Genomic DNA, 15,591 nt, shown 5'->3' on the forward strand with positions numbered 1-15,591 from the left:
TCTGGTCCTTCGGGCCCGGCGCCTAGCGGATGTTCGGGTCGAAGGTGAAGATCACCAGCGTGCCCAGCAGGACGGTGAACACCGTGGCGGTGTACAGCAGCATCTTCAGCCAGAAGCGGGTGTTGTCCCGTTCGGCGTAGTCGTTGATGACCGTACGCAGACCGTTGGCGCCGTGCAGCATGGCGAGCCACAGCATCGCCAGGTCCCAGACCTGCCAGAACGGCGAGGCCCAGCGGCCGGCCACGAAGGCGAAGCCGATCTTGGAGACGCCGCCGTCCAGCACCAGCTGGATCAGCAGGTGGCCGATGACCAGGACGACCAGCACGATGCCCGACAGGCGCATGAAGAGCCAGGCGTACATCTCGAAGTTGGTGCGCGAGCCCTTGGGGGTCTTGCCGGTCCGCTTGCGCGGCGGCTCGATGACGGGGGCCGGGTTGTCGACGTCGTAGAGGGAGACGCCTTCGACGGCGCCGATCGCGGAAGTCTCGGTGGACATGTGCCTCAGCTCCCGAAGAGTTCACGGACGGCGTGGCCGAGGACGGGGTACAGCGCCCCCAGCATCAGCACGATCCAGATGCCCAGCACGGTCCAGAGCATCTGCTTCTGGACGCGCGGGCCCTTGGCCCAGAAGTCCACGGCGATGATGCGCAGGCCGTTCAGCGCGTGGAAGAGAATCGCGGCCACCAGGCCGTATTCGAGGAGCGCGACGATGGGCGTCTTGTACGTGGCCACGACGTCGTCGTAGGCCTCGGGGGAGACGCGGACGAGGGCGGTGTCCAGGACATGCACGAACAGGAAGAAGAAGATGAGGACACCGGTGACTCGATGAGCCACCCAGGACCACATGCCTTCCCGGCCGCGGTACAGCGTTCCAGCCGGCACGGAAAAACCCTCCGGGAGCGGGGATCGGGGTCGGCCGGCTTGACTGTCGGTCTGACCCGGCCGGGTACGGTCCACCGGCCCCGGCCATCGTAGCGACGCTTTGTCGGTTCGATCGCGCGGGGCCCTCCGGTGTGATCAAAGTGGCAACGAAACAGGCACGGACGGGCTATGGACAGACCGCCGCGACCCCGTCGACCCGCTGTACGCCGGGGTTTCCGGGGCGCTCGCCCGGACGGCAACCCGTTATCGACTCGATACCAAAGCGATCAGCCGGCCCCGGGCGAGTCGCCGCATCTCGTCCGCCGCGACCGCCCGTTCCCGGTCCTCCTCGTGCCCGAGGCGGGCCCGGATACCGGCCAGCACCTGGTCCGGATGCTCCTCGGGGGCGTAGTCGTCCAGACAGATCACGAAGACGTGGCCGAACTTGCGTTCGTACTCCGCATGGGCGGCGGCCAGCGCCAGATGGGCGGAGCGCGGCGCGTCCGCCCGCAGCCCCGGCGACACCTCGGCGGCCAGCGCCGCGGCGTACCCGGCGGGGGAGAGGTCGTAGGCCGCCTCGTCGGCCGCCGCGAGCAGCGACTCCAGATCCGGGTAGGGGCGGTGTGCGGCCAGCCGGCGCGCCCAGACCCGGCTGCCGAAGCACTCCAGCAGAACGGCCTCCGCCTGCCGGACGGGCGCGGTGTTGAAACGGAGCAGCCCCCGGGCGGACGCGGCGGAGGCGCGCTTCTGCACGGGCACGGCGGTGCGCCGGGCGGGCCGGGGCGGCTGCTCGGGAAGGCCGGCGTGGGACTCGCTGGACCTGGACAGCGTGGGCTCCTGGGATCAACGGCATCGGTGAACCTGGACGGGGGAGAGATACGGGGGAGAGGGGGAGGGGGCGGGGAACCAGGCGGATGCGTGGGGCGAAAGGAGTGACGAATGGGGCTCAACGCTAGCGAGGCGGGGAAACGGCCGGGCGACGAATGCGCGAATTTCACCCGGACGGGAGAGTTTCGTGATGCCTGATGGGCGAACTTCCGGCAAAAATGCCCGACTATCGCCCCACATCCGCCCTGTTTCTCTTGACTTCTGACCTGTTTCCCCTTGAATCCGGAGGTTTCTGACCGATGTCGCCCTCACGCGGTGCCCTCGCGGCCGGCGCTGCCCTCACGGCGGCGGCCGCGGTCACCGTCACCGTGCTCGTCTGGCCCGAGGGCTCCGGCGGGCGGGGGGCGTCCGACGCCTCGCGCCCGCCCGCCACGTCCTCCCTGGCCCCCTCCCCCTCCCCCTCCTCCTCCCCGACTCCGTCGCCGACCCGGAGCTACCCGCTCTCGAAGGCGCCCCGCACCATTCCCGCCGTACGGGAGCACACCGCCGCCCGCGGCCCCGGCTGGCGGCCCGGAAAGGACAGCGCGGTGGTCGTCGCGGAGGGCAGCGGCGGGCTCGCCGACGAGGGCAGGCTGCTGGCCGGCGAGCTGCGGATCGACTACCGGGGCGAGGTGCCCGCCCGCGCCGGGGACGTCGAGCTGGCCCTGACCCCGAAGGCGTCCGGCGGGCCCGAGTCGTACACCCTGCGCACCGCCGACGGGCGCGTCAGGATCAGCGGACCCGGCGAGGCGGGCGTCTTCTACGGCACCCGCACGCTCAAGCAGTCGGTGCGCGCCGACGGCTCGATGCCCGAGGGCGTGGTGCGCGACCGGCCCGCCAAGCCGCAGCGCGGCCTCAACCTGGACATCGCCCGCAAGCACTACTCCGCGTCCTGGATCGAGGACCGGCTGCGCGAGATGGCCGACCTCAAGCTCAACCAGCTCGGGCTGCACTTCTCCGACGACCAGGCGTTCCGCGTCGAGTCCGACACCCACCCCGAGGTGGTCTCGCCCGACCATCTGACCAAGGCACAGGTACGGCACATGGTGGCGCTCGCCCGCCGGCTGCACATCGAGATCGTCCCGGAGATCGACTCGCCCGGCCACCTCGGCGCGGTGCTGCGCGCCCACCCCGACCTCCAGCTCCACAACGTCTCCGGCGTCGCGTCGACCGGCTCGCTGGACATCTCGAAGCCGGGCGCGGCCAAGCTGATCGACGAGCTGCTGGGCGAGTACACCGAACTGTTCGGCGGCGCGTTCTGGCATCTGGGCGGCGACGAGTACCGGGCGCTGATGGCGAGCGATCCGGCCGCCTCCTATCCGCAGCTCCAGCGCGCGGCCGTCCGGAAGTACGGTGCCGGCTCCGGCATCGCCGACCTCGCCACCGGCTGGCTCAACGACCGGGCCGACGTGGTCCGCGAGCACGACATGCGCCCCAAGGCGTGGAACGACGGACAGTTCCGGGACAGCAGGGTCCGCGCCGACAAGGACATCGAGGTCGAGTACTGGACGGGCAAGGAGTACGGCGCACGCCCGCCGGAGCAGTACCTCCGCGAGGGCCGCAAGCTCCTGAACCTCAACGACGAGTACCTGTACTACGTGCTCGGCCAGCCCAACGCCTTCGTCTACCCGACCGGCAAGCGCATCTACGAGCAGTGGACCCCTCTCGTCCTGCGCGGCACCACCCCGGTCCCGGCCCGTTACTCCGACCAGATCCTCGGCGGCCGCTTCGCCGTCTGGGGCGACCTGCCGAACGCCCAGACCCCCGCCCAGGTCGCGGCGGGCATCCGGATGCCGCTGCGGGCGACGGCCCAGAAACTGTGGGTACCGGGCGAGCCGAAAGCGAGCTGGGCACGGTTCACGGCCCTGGCCAAGGAGATCGACGCGGGGTGAGAGCCCCCTCGGGGCACCGCCGACCATGGACAACGCGGCCTGCGGACCACTACGGTCCGGTGGCCGCGCCGTCCGGGGAGGGGGCGCGCACCGGCGCCGTGCCGATGCCGGCACCGGATCGCCTACCTCATGGGGGTTCCTTTTCATGCCCAGTACGCTGCGTTCACCGGTGGGCCTCGGCACGGCGGTGTGCGTACTGCTCGGTGCGGTGGCCGTCACGGACGTGCTGTCGATCGCCGCCGGTGTCCACAGCCGCGTGCTGCTCGCGGACGGGTTGGACGACGGCTTCCTCGCGGTCGACGAGCGGGCCTGGACGCTCGCCGACAACATGTACGGCTCCGCCGGCGCCCTCCAGGGCATCGCCCTGCTGGCGACGGGCATCGTCTTCCTCGTGTGGCTGCGCCGGGTCCGGCGCAACGCCGAGGTGTTCGACCCGTACGCCCACTCGTTGCGGCCCGGCTGGGCGATCGGCGCGTGGTTCGTTCCCATCGCCAACCTCTGGCTGCCGTACCGGGTGGCGACCGGCGTCTGGACCGCGAGCGTCCCGGCCGACACCCTCGCGCGCCGGGCCGCCGCCCCGCGCGGGGTGCTGAACGCCTGGTGGACGGCGCTGGTCGCGACGCAGATTCTCGGCAGGGCCGCCGGCGGCTACTACGACCGCGCGGAGAGCGGGGACGAGATCATCCGCGGGCTCGACCTGGTCATGGCCGCGAACGCGCTGGACATCGCCGCGGCCGTCGTGGCGATCCTGTTCGTCCGCAGGCTGACGGCGATGCAGGACCTGCGCGCGAGGGCCGGCGGATTCCCCGCCCAGGAGACTCCGCCGCGTGTGCAGTGGGGCCGCGCGCACTGAGGCCACGTGCGCCCCGGTGGCGTTAATCAGCCAGTGGTAGTGACGCTTTTCGGCCAGTTGGCGCTGAATGGATAACAGGAAGCGCTGTGCCCTCCTGTGCCCCGGCATGGGTACGGGAGGGCCGACAGGAGATGTCGATGAGCCTGCTCGAACTGATCGCCGCGGCCGACGAGCGGGGGCTCGCCGCCAGTGCGGCCGCCTGCCTCGAACGCTGTCTGCCCCAGCCCGCGCCGGGCGCCGACCCCGACCCGCTGCGCCCGCTGTGGGCCGGATGCGCCGATCCGCGGCTCTGGCCCGACCGGCTCGCCGAGGCCCGCACCGCGCTGGACACCCTCGCGGACCCCGGCGAGGCCGTGCGGCGCGTCCGGGAGCTGCTCGCCGCCGCCCCCGCCGACCGGGCCGGTGAGGCGCTGCGGGCATGGGCCGACGCCTGTTCGGTGCTGGCGCTGGAGGTCCACCTCGGCCACGACGCGGCCGCCCCCGCCGCGACGGACCCGGTGGCCCGCTGCCGGGCGGGCGACCCCTCGGGGGCCGGACCGCTGCTGGCCGGCGAGGCGGCCCGGCAGGTCCTGATCCTGGAGATGCTGGCCGGAATCGACGAGACCGCCCCGGCGGGCGCCGGGCTGCGCCAGGTGATCGACGTCTCGGCGGAGGGCCAGCGAGTGCTCCGCGCGGCGGCCGCCCGCCGGGCCCGCGTACGCGGCTGAGCCGGACCCCCGATCGCCCGAGAGCGGCGCGCGGCTCACGGGCCGCGAGTGACGAGGACGACCGGGGCCGCCACCCCCCACAGGAGAGGCCCCGGTCGTCTTCCGCGGGGCCGCAGGACGACCCCGTATTCATCTCAGCGCCGTGGGTGCGTTTTCTGTCACACCGTCGTCAGCAGACTGAATGTTGCAGGTTGTACAAGTCATGGACGCGGCGCACGCCGAGGACGTAGCGTGCTGAATCGCGCAGGGTGGCGCGGGCAGTGGTGACCAGCTGCGATTCAGACAGCAGGGCAGGGTTGAGGTAGTTGCTGGGGGACGACGCGGGGCTTACTGCCGCGGTGCTCGCGGCACAGCACGGGGACGAGGACGCCTTCCGTACTGTGTACCGCGCTGTGCAGCCGCGGCTGCTGGGCTACATAAGAACGCTGGTGGGGGAACCGGACGCCGAGGACGTGGCGTCCGAGTCGTGGCTGCAGATAGCCCGCGACTTCGACCGGTTCAGCGGGGATGCCGACCGATTCCGGGGCTGGGCGGCGCGGATAGCCCGCAACCGTGCCCTGGACCATCTGCGGATGCGCGGCAGACGGCCCGCCATCGGCGGCGACGAGACGGAGCTGTCCGACAAGCCGGCCGTCTCCGACACCGCCGACGAGGCGATGGAGGCCCTGGCGACCGGCCGCACCATGTCGCTCATCGCCCAGCTGCCGCAGGACCAGGCCGAGGCCGTCGTGCTCCGCGTGGTCGTCGGGCTCGACGCGAAGAGCGCCGCCCAGACGCTCGGCAAACGGCCCGGCGCGGTCCGCACCGCCGCCCACCGGGGACTGAAACGGCTCGCCGAACTGCTGCGGGCCGACAGCGGGGGCGACCGCCCGGACGGCACCGAGGGACTGCCCGTCCCCGGCCCGGCCCCGGACGGCGGCCCGCGCGACGGGGTGCGGATACCCGAGGGCGGCGGCCCGCCCGAGGAGGCGCGGGCCTCGCGCACCGCGGCGGAGGACGACCCTCCGTGCCGTGCCGCACCCCGCCGCCCCGCCGGCCCCGAGGCCCCGCCGGCCTCCTTCCGGGACCGCCCCCCGCGCACCGGCCTGGTGGCTCCCGCCGGTGTGACGCATTCGCGTCTGTGGACGCAGAAGGACATGTGATGGCCGACGAGCAGTACGCATGGCTTGACAAGGAAGCGGCGGAGAAATTGCTCCGCGGCGACCCGGTCGTCCTTGCCGAAGGCCGTCCCCGTCAGGACGCCGAACGCCTGGCCGCCGCCCTGGACGCGGTGTCCCGCGCCGCCCTTCCCGCCGCCGGGCAACTCCACGGCGAGGCCGCCGCGCTGGCCGCCTTCCGCGCCGCGCCCCGCCGCCCCCGCCCGGCCACCGCCCACGCGGCCGACGGCGATGACTCCGGCACCGCCGTGCTCGCCCCCGTCCACCTGGGCCGGGCCCCCGCCACCGGGACCGCGAGGCCGCGCGGCCACCGCCCGTACCGCTGGAGCCGGCCCCTGCGCTTCGGCCTCGCCGCATCGCTGGCCTGCTGCGCCATAGGAGGGGTGGCCGTCGCCGCCGGGTCCGGTGTGCTGCCGGTGCCCTTCGGCCGGCACGACCCGGCCCCCGCCACCTCGGTCTCGGCCGCCGCCTCCCCGGAGGAACTCGGCTCCGGCGCCGTCGCCGGCGGGCGGACCACCGCCCCCACCCCGCCCGGAACGCCGACCCCGGACGCCCCGTCCCCCGGCAGCGGCACCGGCGACGACACCGCCGGCCCCGACGACGACACACCCCGGGCCGGGCACGACGGCGAGGACGGCACACAGGACACCGGCAGCACGGGCGACGGCGACGGCGGCGGCCCCTCCGGCGGCGACGGCCGGGAGTCCGGCACCGACACCGCCGGCGACAACCCCGGCAAGGGCTCCAAGGACCCGGGTCGGGGCAACGGCAGGTCCGGCTCCAACGGCGGCGCGACCGGCTGGTACGCCAAGACGGTCGCCGCCTGCCGCGACTACCGCGCCGGCCGCATCGACGACGAGCGCCGCGACCGCCTCGAAGCCCTGGCCAAGGGCGCCCGCAACCTGGACCGGTTCTGCGACCGGATGCTCGGCGACCAGGACGGGCAGGGCGCCCGTGAGAACGGCGGCCCGGCCGGCCGGGGGGACGACGACCAGGGCGACGAAGCCTCGGCCCCGCTGCCCTCGATCCGGTTCACCGAATCGCTCGGCCCCTCCACCGCGGCGATCGCCCCGGACCCGGTGCGGACCGGCGAAGGAGCCTCCTCCGAGACCCCCCGGCCCACCGCCGCGGCGGACGCCCGCTGACCATGCCTACCGGTCGGTGTGACGTTTTCCGGCCGGTTGACGCTGTACGGAATGAGCCGACTGGTCATCGGCAGCGCCGGAGCCGGGGTTCCCCCCGTACCTGCGGCTCGGCGCACATGGCGCGGGCGGGGCACGTTCCCCCGGTCCCGTCCGCGCCCCAATCCCCGGCGGGCCGCCCCGCGCCCGCCCGCTACTTGTAAACGACTACTTGTAGACGACGACCTTGTCGCCCGTGCGGACCTGGGCGAAGAGGGCCGCGATCTTCTTCTCGTCACGTACGTTCACACAGCCGTGCGAGGCCCCGTTGTACCCGCGGGCCGCGAAGTCCGACGAGTAGTGCACGGCCTGGCCGCCGCTGAAGAACATCGCGTACGGCATGGGCGTGTGGTAGATCGACGACACATGGTGGCGCGACTTCCAGAACACCGAGAACGTCCCCTCGCGGGTCGGCGTGTACTGCGAGCCGAACCGCACGTCCATGGACGAGACGACCTCGCCGTCGATCATCCAGGACAGCGTCCGGCTGTTCTTGCTGATGCACAGCACCCGCCCCGTCATGCACCGCTTGTCCGGCTTCGCCACCGGGCGGGTGGTCGGCGGCTTCAGCTCGGCGGCGGTCGGCCGGCGCGTCATCCCGAGCAGCTTCCGCCAGGTGAGGGTGTCCGTGCTGCCGGTCTGCGACAGGCCCCGCTCGGCCTGGAAGGACCGCACCGACGCGGCCGTGACGGAGCCGTAGTAGCCGGTGGGGTTGCGGTCGAAGTGACCTATCTGACGGAGCCTGGCCTGCAGTTCGCGCACCTGCTCGCCCTGCGACCCGTTCCGCATCAGGACCGTGCCCTGCGGATCGGCGGCCGGGGTGGTGCGGGTCGCGCTCGGCTCCGGGGACGGCCGCACCGACGCGCGCGCCGACTCCTCCGGCCGCGCCGTCGCGGACGGGCTCGGGGAGACGTCGCCCGGCTCGGCGTCGTCGCTCGGCCGTACGGTGGGCGAGTCGCTGCTCGCCGGTGCGGAGGGGGCGGCCGACGCGGCCCCGGCCGCCGGCTGCTCCTTGCAGCCCGCGGTCACGGCGGCCAGCGCCACCACGGCCACGGCGATCGTCGCCCGGCCGCCCCGCAGTGCGTGACCGCGCCGTGTCCTGCCCGTGCCTGTCATCCCGACCCCCTGCGTCCTCTGCTCGTGCGGCCTCGACTCCTGTGCGCGCGTATCTCATGGGACGGGTTCCCGCTCCGCCCGGTTGCCGAATCCCCGCGGTCGAGAGGAAAGCGTGACCTCCGCGCGTTCCGGGGGTCGCGGACGCGTGCGACACTCCGTTCCATGCTGGGTGTCACCGACCTTCCGACCTATCTCGCCGGCCTCGCGCTGATCGTCCTGTTGCCCGGCCCGAACTCGCTCTACGTGCTGTCCGTCGCCGCCCGGCGCGGTATACGGACCGGTTACGCGGCCGCCGCCGGCGTATGGACCGGGGACACCGTCCTGATGACGCTGTCCGCGCTCGGCGCCTCGTCGCTGCTGCGGACGACACCGCTGCTGTTCGCCGTCGTCAAGTACGCGGGCGCCGGCTATCTCACCTGGATGGCCATCGGCATGCTGCGGGCCGCCCTGGCGATGTGGCGCGAACGGCACCGCAGGGTCGCCGAGATCACCGGCGGGACGGACGGGACGGCGAACCGCACGGCGGACGGGGCGGGCGCGGTGCCGACCGTCGCGGCCATGGAACGGCCGTACCGGCGGGCGCTGGTGGTCAGCCTGGTCAACCCGAAGGCGATCCTGTTCCTGATCTCGTTCTTCGTGCAGTTCGTGGACCCCGGATACGCCTACCCGGCGCTGTCCTTCCTGCTCCTGGGCACCCTGCTCCAGATCGCCAGCTTCCTCTACCTCTCGGTGCTGATCTTCGGTGGCACCCGGCTCTCCGCCGCGTTCCGCCGGCGCAGGCGGCTCTCGGCGGGCGCCACCTCGGCGGCCGGAGTGCTGTTCCTCGGCTTCGCCGCGAAGCTGTCGCTCAGCAGCGTCTGACCGCCGGGACCGGGTCACCCCGCCCGCAGATACGCCGAGGTGGAGACCCGCCCCAGCAGCCGCAGCCGGGACGCGCCGCCCGCCAGATGTGCGTCCAGCGCCTCCTGGACCCCCGGCCACGCCGCGTCCCCGTAGTCGTCGAGCACCACCACACCGCCCGGAGCCGCGATCTCCTCGACCCACTCCAGATCGGCGGCCACCCCGGGCCCGGAGTGGTCGCCGTCCACCACGATCACCCCGTACGACCGGTCCCCGGCCTCGGCCCGGACCTCCGGCGCGCTGGAGAAGCCCCGGACGATCCGCGGGTGATGCGTCGTGCCGCCGCCCGTCAGCGCCAGGTTGGCGCGCACCACGTCCTCGCGCACCGGAGTGCCCGTCGGGTCGGCGGGCTGCGCGGTGCCCGGCTGGAGCTGCGAACCGGCCAGCGGGTCCACGATCGTCAGCTCCGGCTCGATGCCCGCCCGGTGCGTCATCCGGGTCAGCGCCGCGGCGAACAGCCCGTACAGCGTGCCGATCTCCAGGATGCGGCCGTTCGGCGGGGCCAGCAGCGGTACGGTCGCCAGCTTGCCGCACACATTGGTCGTGGAACCGGCCAGCCGCCCCACGCCGAGCGCCTCCAGCGCCACCACCGTCCGGTAGGCGGCCACCACGCTCCGGCGCGCCGCCGCCCCGTCCCCGGCCAGCGCCGCCACCTGGCCGACCAGCCGGTCCAGCTCGGCGGGCGGCGGCATGCGGTGCGCGCCGCGCCCGGTGCCGTCCAGCAGCAGTTCCACGGCGTACCGGGCACGCCGCTCGTCCTCGTACTCCCGTCGCAGCGCGGCCAGTTCCCCGCGCAGGGGCGCGGCGGCGCGCTCCACGCGCGACTGGATGCGGCGGTCGACGAGGGCGGCGGCGGGGCGCAGGGCCCGCTTCGCCAAGCGGTTGTTCAGCAGGGAGGCCATGGCTGGGAACGTACGCGGGAGCCCGGTCCCGCTCCCACCACGCGGAGATGAAGTCTCGGTGTCGCCCGGGCCACGCGCGGAATCCGTGCGCCGCCGCGCGGTTACGGGGCGGGCCGGCCGGGAAGCGCCCCGGTCACCCGGCCCTGCCCCGCCGCCGGCGTCCCAACCCTCCCCACCGTCCCGCCGCACCCACCGCGAGCAGCCCCGCCAGCGCCACCGCCCCCGCGAGCGAACCCGCCTTCAGGCCGGGCGGGCGGTAGGAGCAGTCCAGCACCGGCCGGTCGCCGCTCACCGGCACCGCGACCAGGCCCAGGTACGAGTCGGCCGGGTGGCCCGCGCAGCTCCAGCCGGCGATCCGGGGCGCGGAGAGCACCGCCAGCCCCCGTGTGTGCGGCGGGAGTTCGGCCCGTACCCCGCTCCCCGTGACCGAAACCGTCGTCGCCCCCGTCCGTTTCAGGCCGGCCACCGCGGCGGCCAGCCGGTCCCGGTCCAGGCAGCCGACCGCGTCGTGCGGGACCGCCCCCGCCCTGGCCACCCGCAGCGTCACGGACAGGCTTCCGCCCCCCTCGCCCAGGCTCCGCATCCCGGCCCGGCGCCCCGGCAGCTCGCCCCGGAAGTCCACCTCGTCGGCGGCCGTGCCCAGGCGGGCGTGGGCGAACAGGTCCGGCGCCCACAGGAACACCTCGCTGCCCGCCGGGCAGACCGCGCCCAGGGTGTATCCGCCGGGCCCCACCGCGTAGTCGTGCGCGCCCCGGTCGCGCGCGGCGCCGCCGCCCACCCGGCGCAGCGTGGTCGCCGGGACGGTGTACACGGACGCGCCGAGCAGCTGTTCCTGGTTCCGGAACGGCGAACGCCCGTACCGCTTCTTCCCGGCACCGGCCGGCCGTACCGTCACCAGCGGCGGCGCGTCCTCGCGGACCACCGTGACCGGGCGGTCGTCGGGGAGGTTCCAGCCCTGGTGCGGGTCGCGCGGCATGCGGACGCGGGCGCCCACGGCGAACACCGCGTCGGTCACCGGATTGTCCAGGTCGTGGAGGGCCCGCCCGTTCGACGTCCAGCCCGCGCCCAGCGCGGAGAGGGTGCGGGTCAGCACGTCCGGGGTGTGGCTGCTGTAGTACGCGCCGCCCTGGCCGCCGGTCAGGAGCGGATCGTTGGCGGTGCTCTGCTCCAGGCCGGGATCGGTCCGGTAGCGCGGCCAGCCGTCCGCGCGGGCCACCGCCGCCGACTGGAGCCGCTGGCGCTCACCCCAGGGCGCGTAGTCGTCCAGCCGGTTGAGCCGCTGCCGGTCCGCGTACGCGGTGGTCGCCGCGGCCTGCCCGGCCTGCGCCCCGATCAGCAGCAACGCCGCCAGCACCGCGAACCGGCCGCGCCGGGCGAGCACCAGAGCCCCGGCCGCGGCCGCCAGGCCCGCCGCGAGAAGCGGATACGTCCATACGGTGACCAGTTCGCCGGCGGCGGCCCCGGCGGCGACCGGCACCAGCACCGCGACCCCGCCCAGCAGGGCCCGCCGGTCCGGCCAGCCGGAGGCGACCGCCAGCCAGGCGGCGATCACCAGCAGCCCGGACAGCACGAACGTCTGGCGGTACGGGCTGCCGTTGGGCGTCGCGAAGGCATGCCACAGCAGATGTGTCGGCCCCCACTGGAACGACAGCGCGACGCCCGCCACGAGCCCCGCCCACACCAGCCGCTCGGTCCGCCGCACCCCCCGGTGGAAGACCAGGGCCGCCGCCAGGAGCAGCGCCCCGGTGCCCAGGAACACCGCCGGGGTGAAGAAGCCGTACGTGGCCGGCAGCAGCCGGGCCGCCACGTCGGACCAGTCCGCCGGGGCGAACGTCCGCGTCCAGCCCGGATAGGCGTGCCGCGTCCCCAGGTACACCGGCACCAGGACCGGCGCGGCGAGCCCGGCCCCGAGCAGCACCGCGCGCACCGCGCGCCCCAGCCCCCGTACCCGCTCCCGGCCCGTCGTGTCGTCGAGCAGCAGCCGTACAGCGAGCACCAGCGCGGCGCCCAGCGTGGCCATGTACGCGGTGTAGAAGTTCGACACCCAGGCGAGCGTCACCAGCAGCACGCCCAGGACGGGCCGCCGCCCCGTGCGCGCCCACTCGCCGGCCAGGCACAGCAGCGGGAAGGCGATCAGCCCGTCCAGCCACATCGGGTTGTAGACGGCCTCGATCACCGACCACCCGCACAGCGCGTAAGAAGCCCCCAGCACCGCCGCCGCCCACCTCCGGCCGCGCCCCCGGCGCAGTGCGGTGAGCAGCCAGGTCATCGCGGCCGCCGCCGCCCCCGTCTTGGCCAGGGTGACCGCGTAGACCGCCAGGTCGATCCGGTCGTGCGGGAAGACGCCGACGAGCAGGGCGAACGGGCTGCTCAGATACGTCCCGAAGTCCGGCAGGAAGCCCGTGCCGTAGCCGGACTGCCAGTTCAGCAGCAGCCCGCCGTCCGCCCGGCCGTGCAGCAGGTCCTGGAGCCGGGCGTGGAACGGCACGAACTGGTTGCCCAGGTCGTTGACGCTGCGGGTGTGCGGGCCGAAGGGGTAGCTGCGGGCGACCGCGTCCCCGGCACAGACGGTGAGGGCGGCGAGCAGGGCGGCCAGGGCGGACGCCAGGACACGCGGCGGCCCCGGTATCGGAAGCTTCCTCATGGCGTCGGGCGCGGCGGTCAGCCGGCCGCCGCCCGCTTCAGGACACGGGCCCGGCGCGCGAGCCGGCGGACGGTCGCGTTGCGCGGAATGAACGTGAGCTGCGCGGGAATGGCTCCGGGCAGCCCGAGCGCGGTCAGCCGGCGCCGCTTGAAGTAGCGCCGCACGCTGTCGTGATGGGCGCTCAGATAGCGCTCGGCGGCCGGGCGCATGGCGGCCTGGAGCTGCGGCTGCATCGCGTAGCCGACCGCCCCGACGAGCCCGGCGACCCCGCGCCCGATCTCGTCGGCCGGGGGCATCGACCAGCCGGTCACCGCGGCCGGGTCCGCCAGATCGGGCAGCAGCGCGTCCACGACGGTCACCGGGACGCGGTTGCTGTTCTGGTACGGGCTGAGCTGTTGCAGCAGCGGCCCGGTGCCCAGGCGGGCGACCGGCAGTCCGTAGAACGAGGCGGCGGTCAGCAGCGCGGTGGAGAAGCAGCCGACGACGAGCGCCGGGCGCATCGACTCGAACAGCGTCTCGGCCAGGACCGGGCTGTCGGCCACGGTGAGCGTCGCGCCGAGCCGTTCCGCCTCCTCCTCCAGGGCGCGCGTCCAGTGGGCGGGCGCGCTGGGATGCGGCTTGAAGACGATCCGGGTGTGGCCGAGGGCGACCACGCCGCGCACCATGTCCGCGTGCAGCTCCTCCTCCTGGCCGGGCGTCAGGATGCCCAGCGTGGACAAGTACTGTCCGAGCAGCAGCGCGGGGCCGGGCCCTTCCGCGGGCACGCCCGGCACCGCGGCGGCCACCGGATCGGTCAGTTCGCCCAGCACCTTCAGGAACACGTCGGTGGGGACGATCTCCGGCTCCACCCCGAACTCCGTGAGCAGCAGCGGCTTCAGACCGGGCACCAGGTCCAGGTGGAGCAGCCGGCGGATGCGGGTGCCGACGAGCTGGTCGAGCCGGCTGCGGGTCGGCCCGTAGCTCATCAGCCCGTCCGCGTACACATGGAGCGGGCTGTCCCCGAACACGGTCGCCAGGGCCTGGGCCGGGTTGGCCTGGATGGACTCGCAGGCCAGCTCCACGGGCGCGTCCCCGAGGTCCCAGGCGCTGCGCACCGCCCGCTCCCACAGCGGGGCGTCCTGATCCCGGGGCGACCAGCCGGCCGGGTGGAACGGGCTGATGAAGTCGTTCCACGAGCACACCCGGTCGAACTCCGCCGCCAAGGCGTCGAAACCGGGCCTGCGGTGCAGCGGGGTGCCCAACTCGGGGGTGGGCGAGGTGTCGCTGACGACGAGGATGCGCCGGTGCTCGGAGCGCGGCCCGAACATGCCGCTGCGCAGGGCCGCGACGAGCGTGGCGGCGGCGTACTGCGTGCACGCCGAGAAGATCTGGGTGGTGGACCGGCCGGCCGGCGCGGTGTACGTGCTGCCGGGCATCAGGCCGCGACCTCCCGCGAGACGGGACGGCGGCGCACCCGGCGCAGCCGGTCCGCACGGCGCTCGCCCAGCGAATTCAGCGTTTCCGCGAGAATGTCCTGGGGCATGCGCCGCAGAGAAGCCGCACTCATCGAGCGCAATTTCCTGGCCACTGCTGGTTCGAACCTTTCAATGGATTCCAAATGGTGCGCCATCACCGCGCAATACGTACGCACCGCCTTCGGCATCAGCTTCGCCGCCTCCGGGTCCGCGGCCGTTTCCGCGAGTACCCGGTCGAACGCGCGGATGAAATCGAGCTGGCGCACGTCGCCGATCTGGGTCAGCGAGGAGGCGACCCCGCGCCGGTAGAACACCCCCGGCAGTCCGACCGCCGCGAAAGAATCGGCCTCCCGGTGCAGCCGCCAGATCCACGGCCGGTCCTCCGCCGTGCGCAGCCCGTCCACGAACCGCAGCAGCCCCGAGTCCGCGAGCCTGCGGTGATAGGCGCCGGCCCAGGCGTACGCGTAGTCCACCGGCGTCGAGCGGTCGGCCGGCAGGATCGCCTCGCGCGGGCTGACCACGGTGTTCCGCAGCCCGAACGGGACGCGGTGGACCGTGCGCGCCCGGTTGGTGAACTGCACATGGTCCGTACGGACGAAGTCGCAGCCCAGCGCCGTGATCGAGGCCAGCAGCCGCTCGTAGTGACCGGGCACGACCCAGTCGTCGCCGTCCAGGAACGTCAGATACTCGCCGCGCGCCGCGTCGATGCCCGTGTTGCGCGCGGTGGCCAGACCGCCGTTCCGCTCGTGCGCGACGAGCACGGCACCGGGCAGCTCGCGCTCGGCGCGCCGCAGGATGTCCAGCGTCCCGTCGGACGAACAGTCGTCGACGAGGATGAATTCGACCCCCTCACGGGCATTGGCCCGCAGACTTCTCAGAGTGTCGGGGGCATAGGCCCGAACGTTGTAGAACGGCACGATGACGGAGAGCTTGACCACGCCGTACACGCTAGGCGCCGGTCCGGCATTTACCCTGGCGCCGATGGGTACGCCAGGTGAACGAAGAATGTCGGGACAATGAACCGGCCCGCCCAACCGCCCGGGAAGACCCATTTCGG

General features: G+C 73.8%; 14 protein-coding genes. 6 read left to right on the top strand and 8 right to left on the bottom strand.

The genetic code is table 11. The features are described from left to right. Positions 1–22: 22 nt before the first annotated feature. The 3 genes from DNK56_RS23080 to DNK56_RS23090 all read right to left on the bottom strand — a co-directional run bounded on the left by DNK56_RS23080 (position 23) and on the right by DNK56_RS23090 (position 1,620). Positions 23–496 (bottom strand): succinate dehydrogenase hydrophobic membrane anchor subunit, encoded by a 474-nt coding sequence (locus DNK56_RS23080; RefSeq protein ID WP_073964328.1) that lies wholly within the window; start codon positions 494–496, stop codon positions 23–25. A 5-nt stretch (positions 497–501) separates the two neighbouring features. Further along, entirely contained in the window at positions 502–882 is a 381-nt protein-coding gene (gene sdhC, locus DNK56_RS23085; protein ID WP_111337721.1) for a succinate dehydrogenase, cytochrome b556 subunit, read from the bottom strand. Positions 883–1,125: 243 nt separating this feature from the next. Further along, positions 1,126–1,620: a 2-oxo-4-hydroxy-4-carboxy-5-ureidoimidazoline decarboxylase gene (locus tag DNK56_RS23090; protein ID WP_111337723.1), complete on the bottom strand. Its 495-nt coding sequence runs from the start codon at positions 1,618–1,620 to the stop codon at positions 1,126–1,128. Between the two features lie 368 nt (positions 1,621–1,988). Between DNK56_RS23090 and DNK56_RS23095 the strand changes: the two genes are divergently transcribed. From DNK56_RS23095 to DNK56_RS23115, 5 genes are all read left to right on the top strand, one after another. Beyond that, on the top strand, positions 1,989–3,620 hold the full coding sequence (locus DNK56_RS23095) for a beta-N-acetylhexosaminidase (RefSeq protein WP_111337724.1): 1,632 nt from the start codon (positions 1,989–1,991) through the stop codon (positions 3,618–3,620). A 145-nt stretch (positions 3,621–3,765) separates the two neighbouring features. Further along, positions 3,766–4,473, top strand: coding sequence for a DUF4328 domain-containing protein (locus tag DNK56_RS23100; RefSeq protein ID WP_111337725.1), 708 nt, complete (start codon positions 3,766–3,768; stop codon positions 4,471–4,473). Between the two features lie 137 nt (positions 4,474–4,610). After that, positions 4,611–5,180, top strand: coding sequence for a hypothetical protein (locus DNK56_RS23105; RefSeq protein ID WP_111337727.1), 570 nt, complete (start codon positions 4,611–4,613; stop codon positions 5,178–5,180). A gap of 305 nt (positions 5,181–5,485) precedes the next feature. After that, entirely contained in the window at positions 5,486–6,322 is an 837-nt protein-coding gene (locus DNK56_RS23110; protein WP_199563649.1) for an RNA polymerase sigma factor, read from the top strand. Beyond that, complete coding sequence (locus DNK56_RS23115; protein WP_111339500.1) at positions 6,322–7,482, top strand: hypothetical protein; 1,161 nt, start codon at positions 6,322–6,324, stop codon at positions 7,480–7,482. Before DNK56_RS23110 ends, DNK56_RS23115 begins: the two co-directional genes overlap by 1 nt. A gap of 204 nt (positions 7,483–7,686) precedes the next feature. Here the strand turns inward: DNK56_RS23115 and DNK56_RS23120 are convergent, their stop codons facing one another. Continuing rightward, a complete protein-coding gene (locus DNK56_RS23120; RefSeq protein WP_111337728.1) occupies positions 7,687–8,634 on the bottom strand; it encodes a L,D-transpeptidase family protein in 948 nt (315 codons plus the stop codon). A 162-nt stretch (positions 8,635–8,796) separates the two neighbouring features. Here DNK56_RS23120 and leuE point away from each other — a divergent pair, with 162 nt between their 5' ends. Next, positions 8,797–9,495, top strand: coding sequence for a leucine efflux protein LeuE (gene leuE, locus DNK56_RS23125; RefSeq protein WP_111337730.1), 699 nt, complete (start codon positions 8,797–8,799; stop codon positions 9,493–9,495). A 14-nt stretch (positions 9,496–9,509) separates the two neighbouring features. On the opposite strand, the gene DNK56_RS23130 is transcribed toward leuE, so the two are convergent. From DNK56_RS23130 to DNK56_RS23145, 4 genes are all read right to left on the bottom strand, one after another. Then, positions 9,510–10,436 (bottom strand): class I SAM-dependent methyltransferase, encoded by a 927-nt coding sequence (locus DNK56_RS23130; RefSeq protein ID WP_111337731.1) that lies wholly within the window; start codon positions 10,434–10,436, stop codon positions 9,510–9,512. 133 nt (positions 10,437–10,569) lie between these two features. Further along, entirely contained in the window at positions 10,570–13,080 is a 2,511-nt protein-coding gene (locus tag DNK56_RS23135; RefSeq protein WP_111337733.1) for a YfhO family protein, read from the bottom strand. A gap of 17 nt (positions 13,081–13,097) precedes the next feature. Continuing rightward, positions 13,098–14,495 (bottom strand): polysialyltransferase family glycosyltransferase, encoded by a 1,398-nt coding sequence (locus DNK56_RS23140; RefSeq protein ID WP_111337734.1) that lies wholly within the window; start codon positions 14,493–14,495, stop codon positions 13,098–13,100. Then, positions 14,495–15,472 (bottom strand): glycosyltransferase family 2 protein, encoded by a 978-nt coding sequence (locus DNK56_RS23145; protein WP_111339502.1) that lies wholly within the window; start codon positions 15,470–15,472, stop codon positions 14,495–14,497. The genes DNK56_RS23140 and DNK56_RS23145 overlap by 1 nt, the downstream gene beginning before the upstream one ends. Positions 15,473–15,591: the final 119 nt, after the last annotated feature.

Origin of the sequence: Streptomyces sp. AC1-42W, from assembly GCF_003248355.1 — a bacterium.
GTDB lineage: Bacteria > Actinomycetota > Actinomycetes > Streptomycetales > Streptomycetaceae > Streptomyces.

Bases quoted from the DNA above. Each gene is read 5' to 3' on its own strand.
- DNK56_RS23140 (WP_111337734.1), bottom strand. From the start codon at position 14,495: ATGCCCGGCAGCACGTACACCGCGCCGGCCGGCCGGTCCACCACCCAG.
- DNK56_RS23080 (WP_073964328.1), bottom strand. From the start codon at position 496: ATGTCCACCGAGACTTCCGCGATCGGCGCCGTCGAAGGCGTCTCCCTC.
- DNK56_RS23100 (WP_111337725.1), top strand. From the start codon at position 3,766: ATGCCCAGTACGCTGCGTTCACCGGTGGGCCTCGGCACGGCGGTGTGC.
- DNK56_RS23135 (WP_111337733.1), bottom strand. From the start codon at position 13,080: ATGAGGAAGCTTCCGATACCGGGGCCGCCGCGTGTCCTGGCGTCCGCC.
- DNK56_RS23115 (WP_111339500.1), top strand. From the start codon at position 6,322: ATGGCCGACGAGCAGTACGCATGGCTTGACAAGGAAGCGGCGGAGAAA.
- leuE (WP_111337730.1), top strand. From the start codon at position 8,797: ATGCTGGGTGTCACCGACCTTCCGACCTATCTCGCCGGCCTCGCGCTG.
- DNK56_RS23095 (WP_111337724.1), top strand. From the start codon at position 1,989: ATGTCGCCCTCACGCGGTGCCCTCGCGGCCGGCGCTGCCCTCACGGCG.
- DNK56_RS23105 (WP_111337727.1), top strand. From the start codon at position 4,611: ATGAGCCTGCTCGAACTGATCGCCGCGGCCGACGAGCGGGGGCTCGCC.
- DNK56_RS23130 (WP_111337731.1), bottom strand. From the start codon at position 10,436: ATGGCCTCCCTGCTGAACAACCGCTTGGCGAAGCGGGCCCTGCGCCCC.
- DNK56_RS23120 (WP_111337728.1), bottom strand. From the start codon at position 8,634: ATGACAGGCACGGGCAGGACACGGCGCGGTCACGCACTGCGGGGCGGC.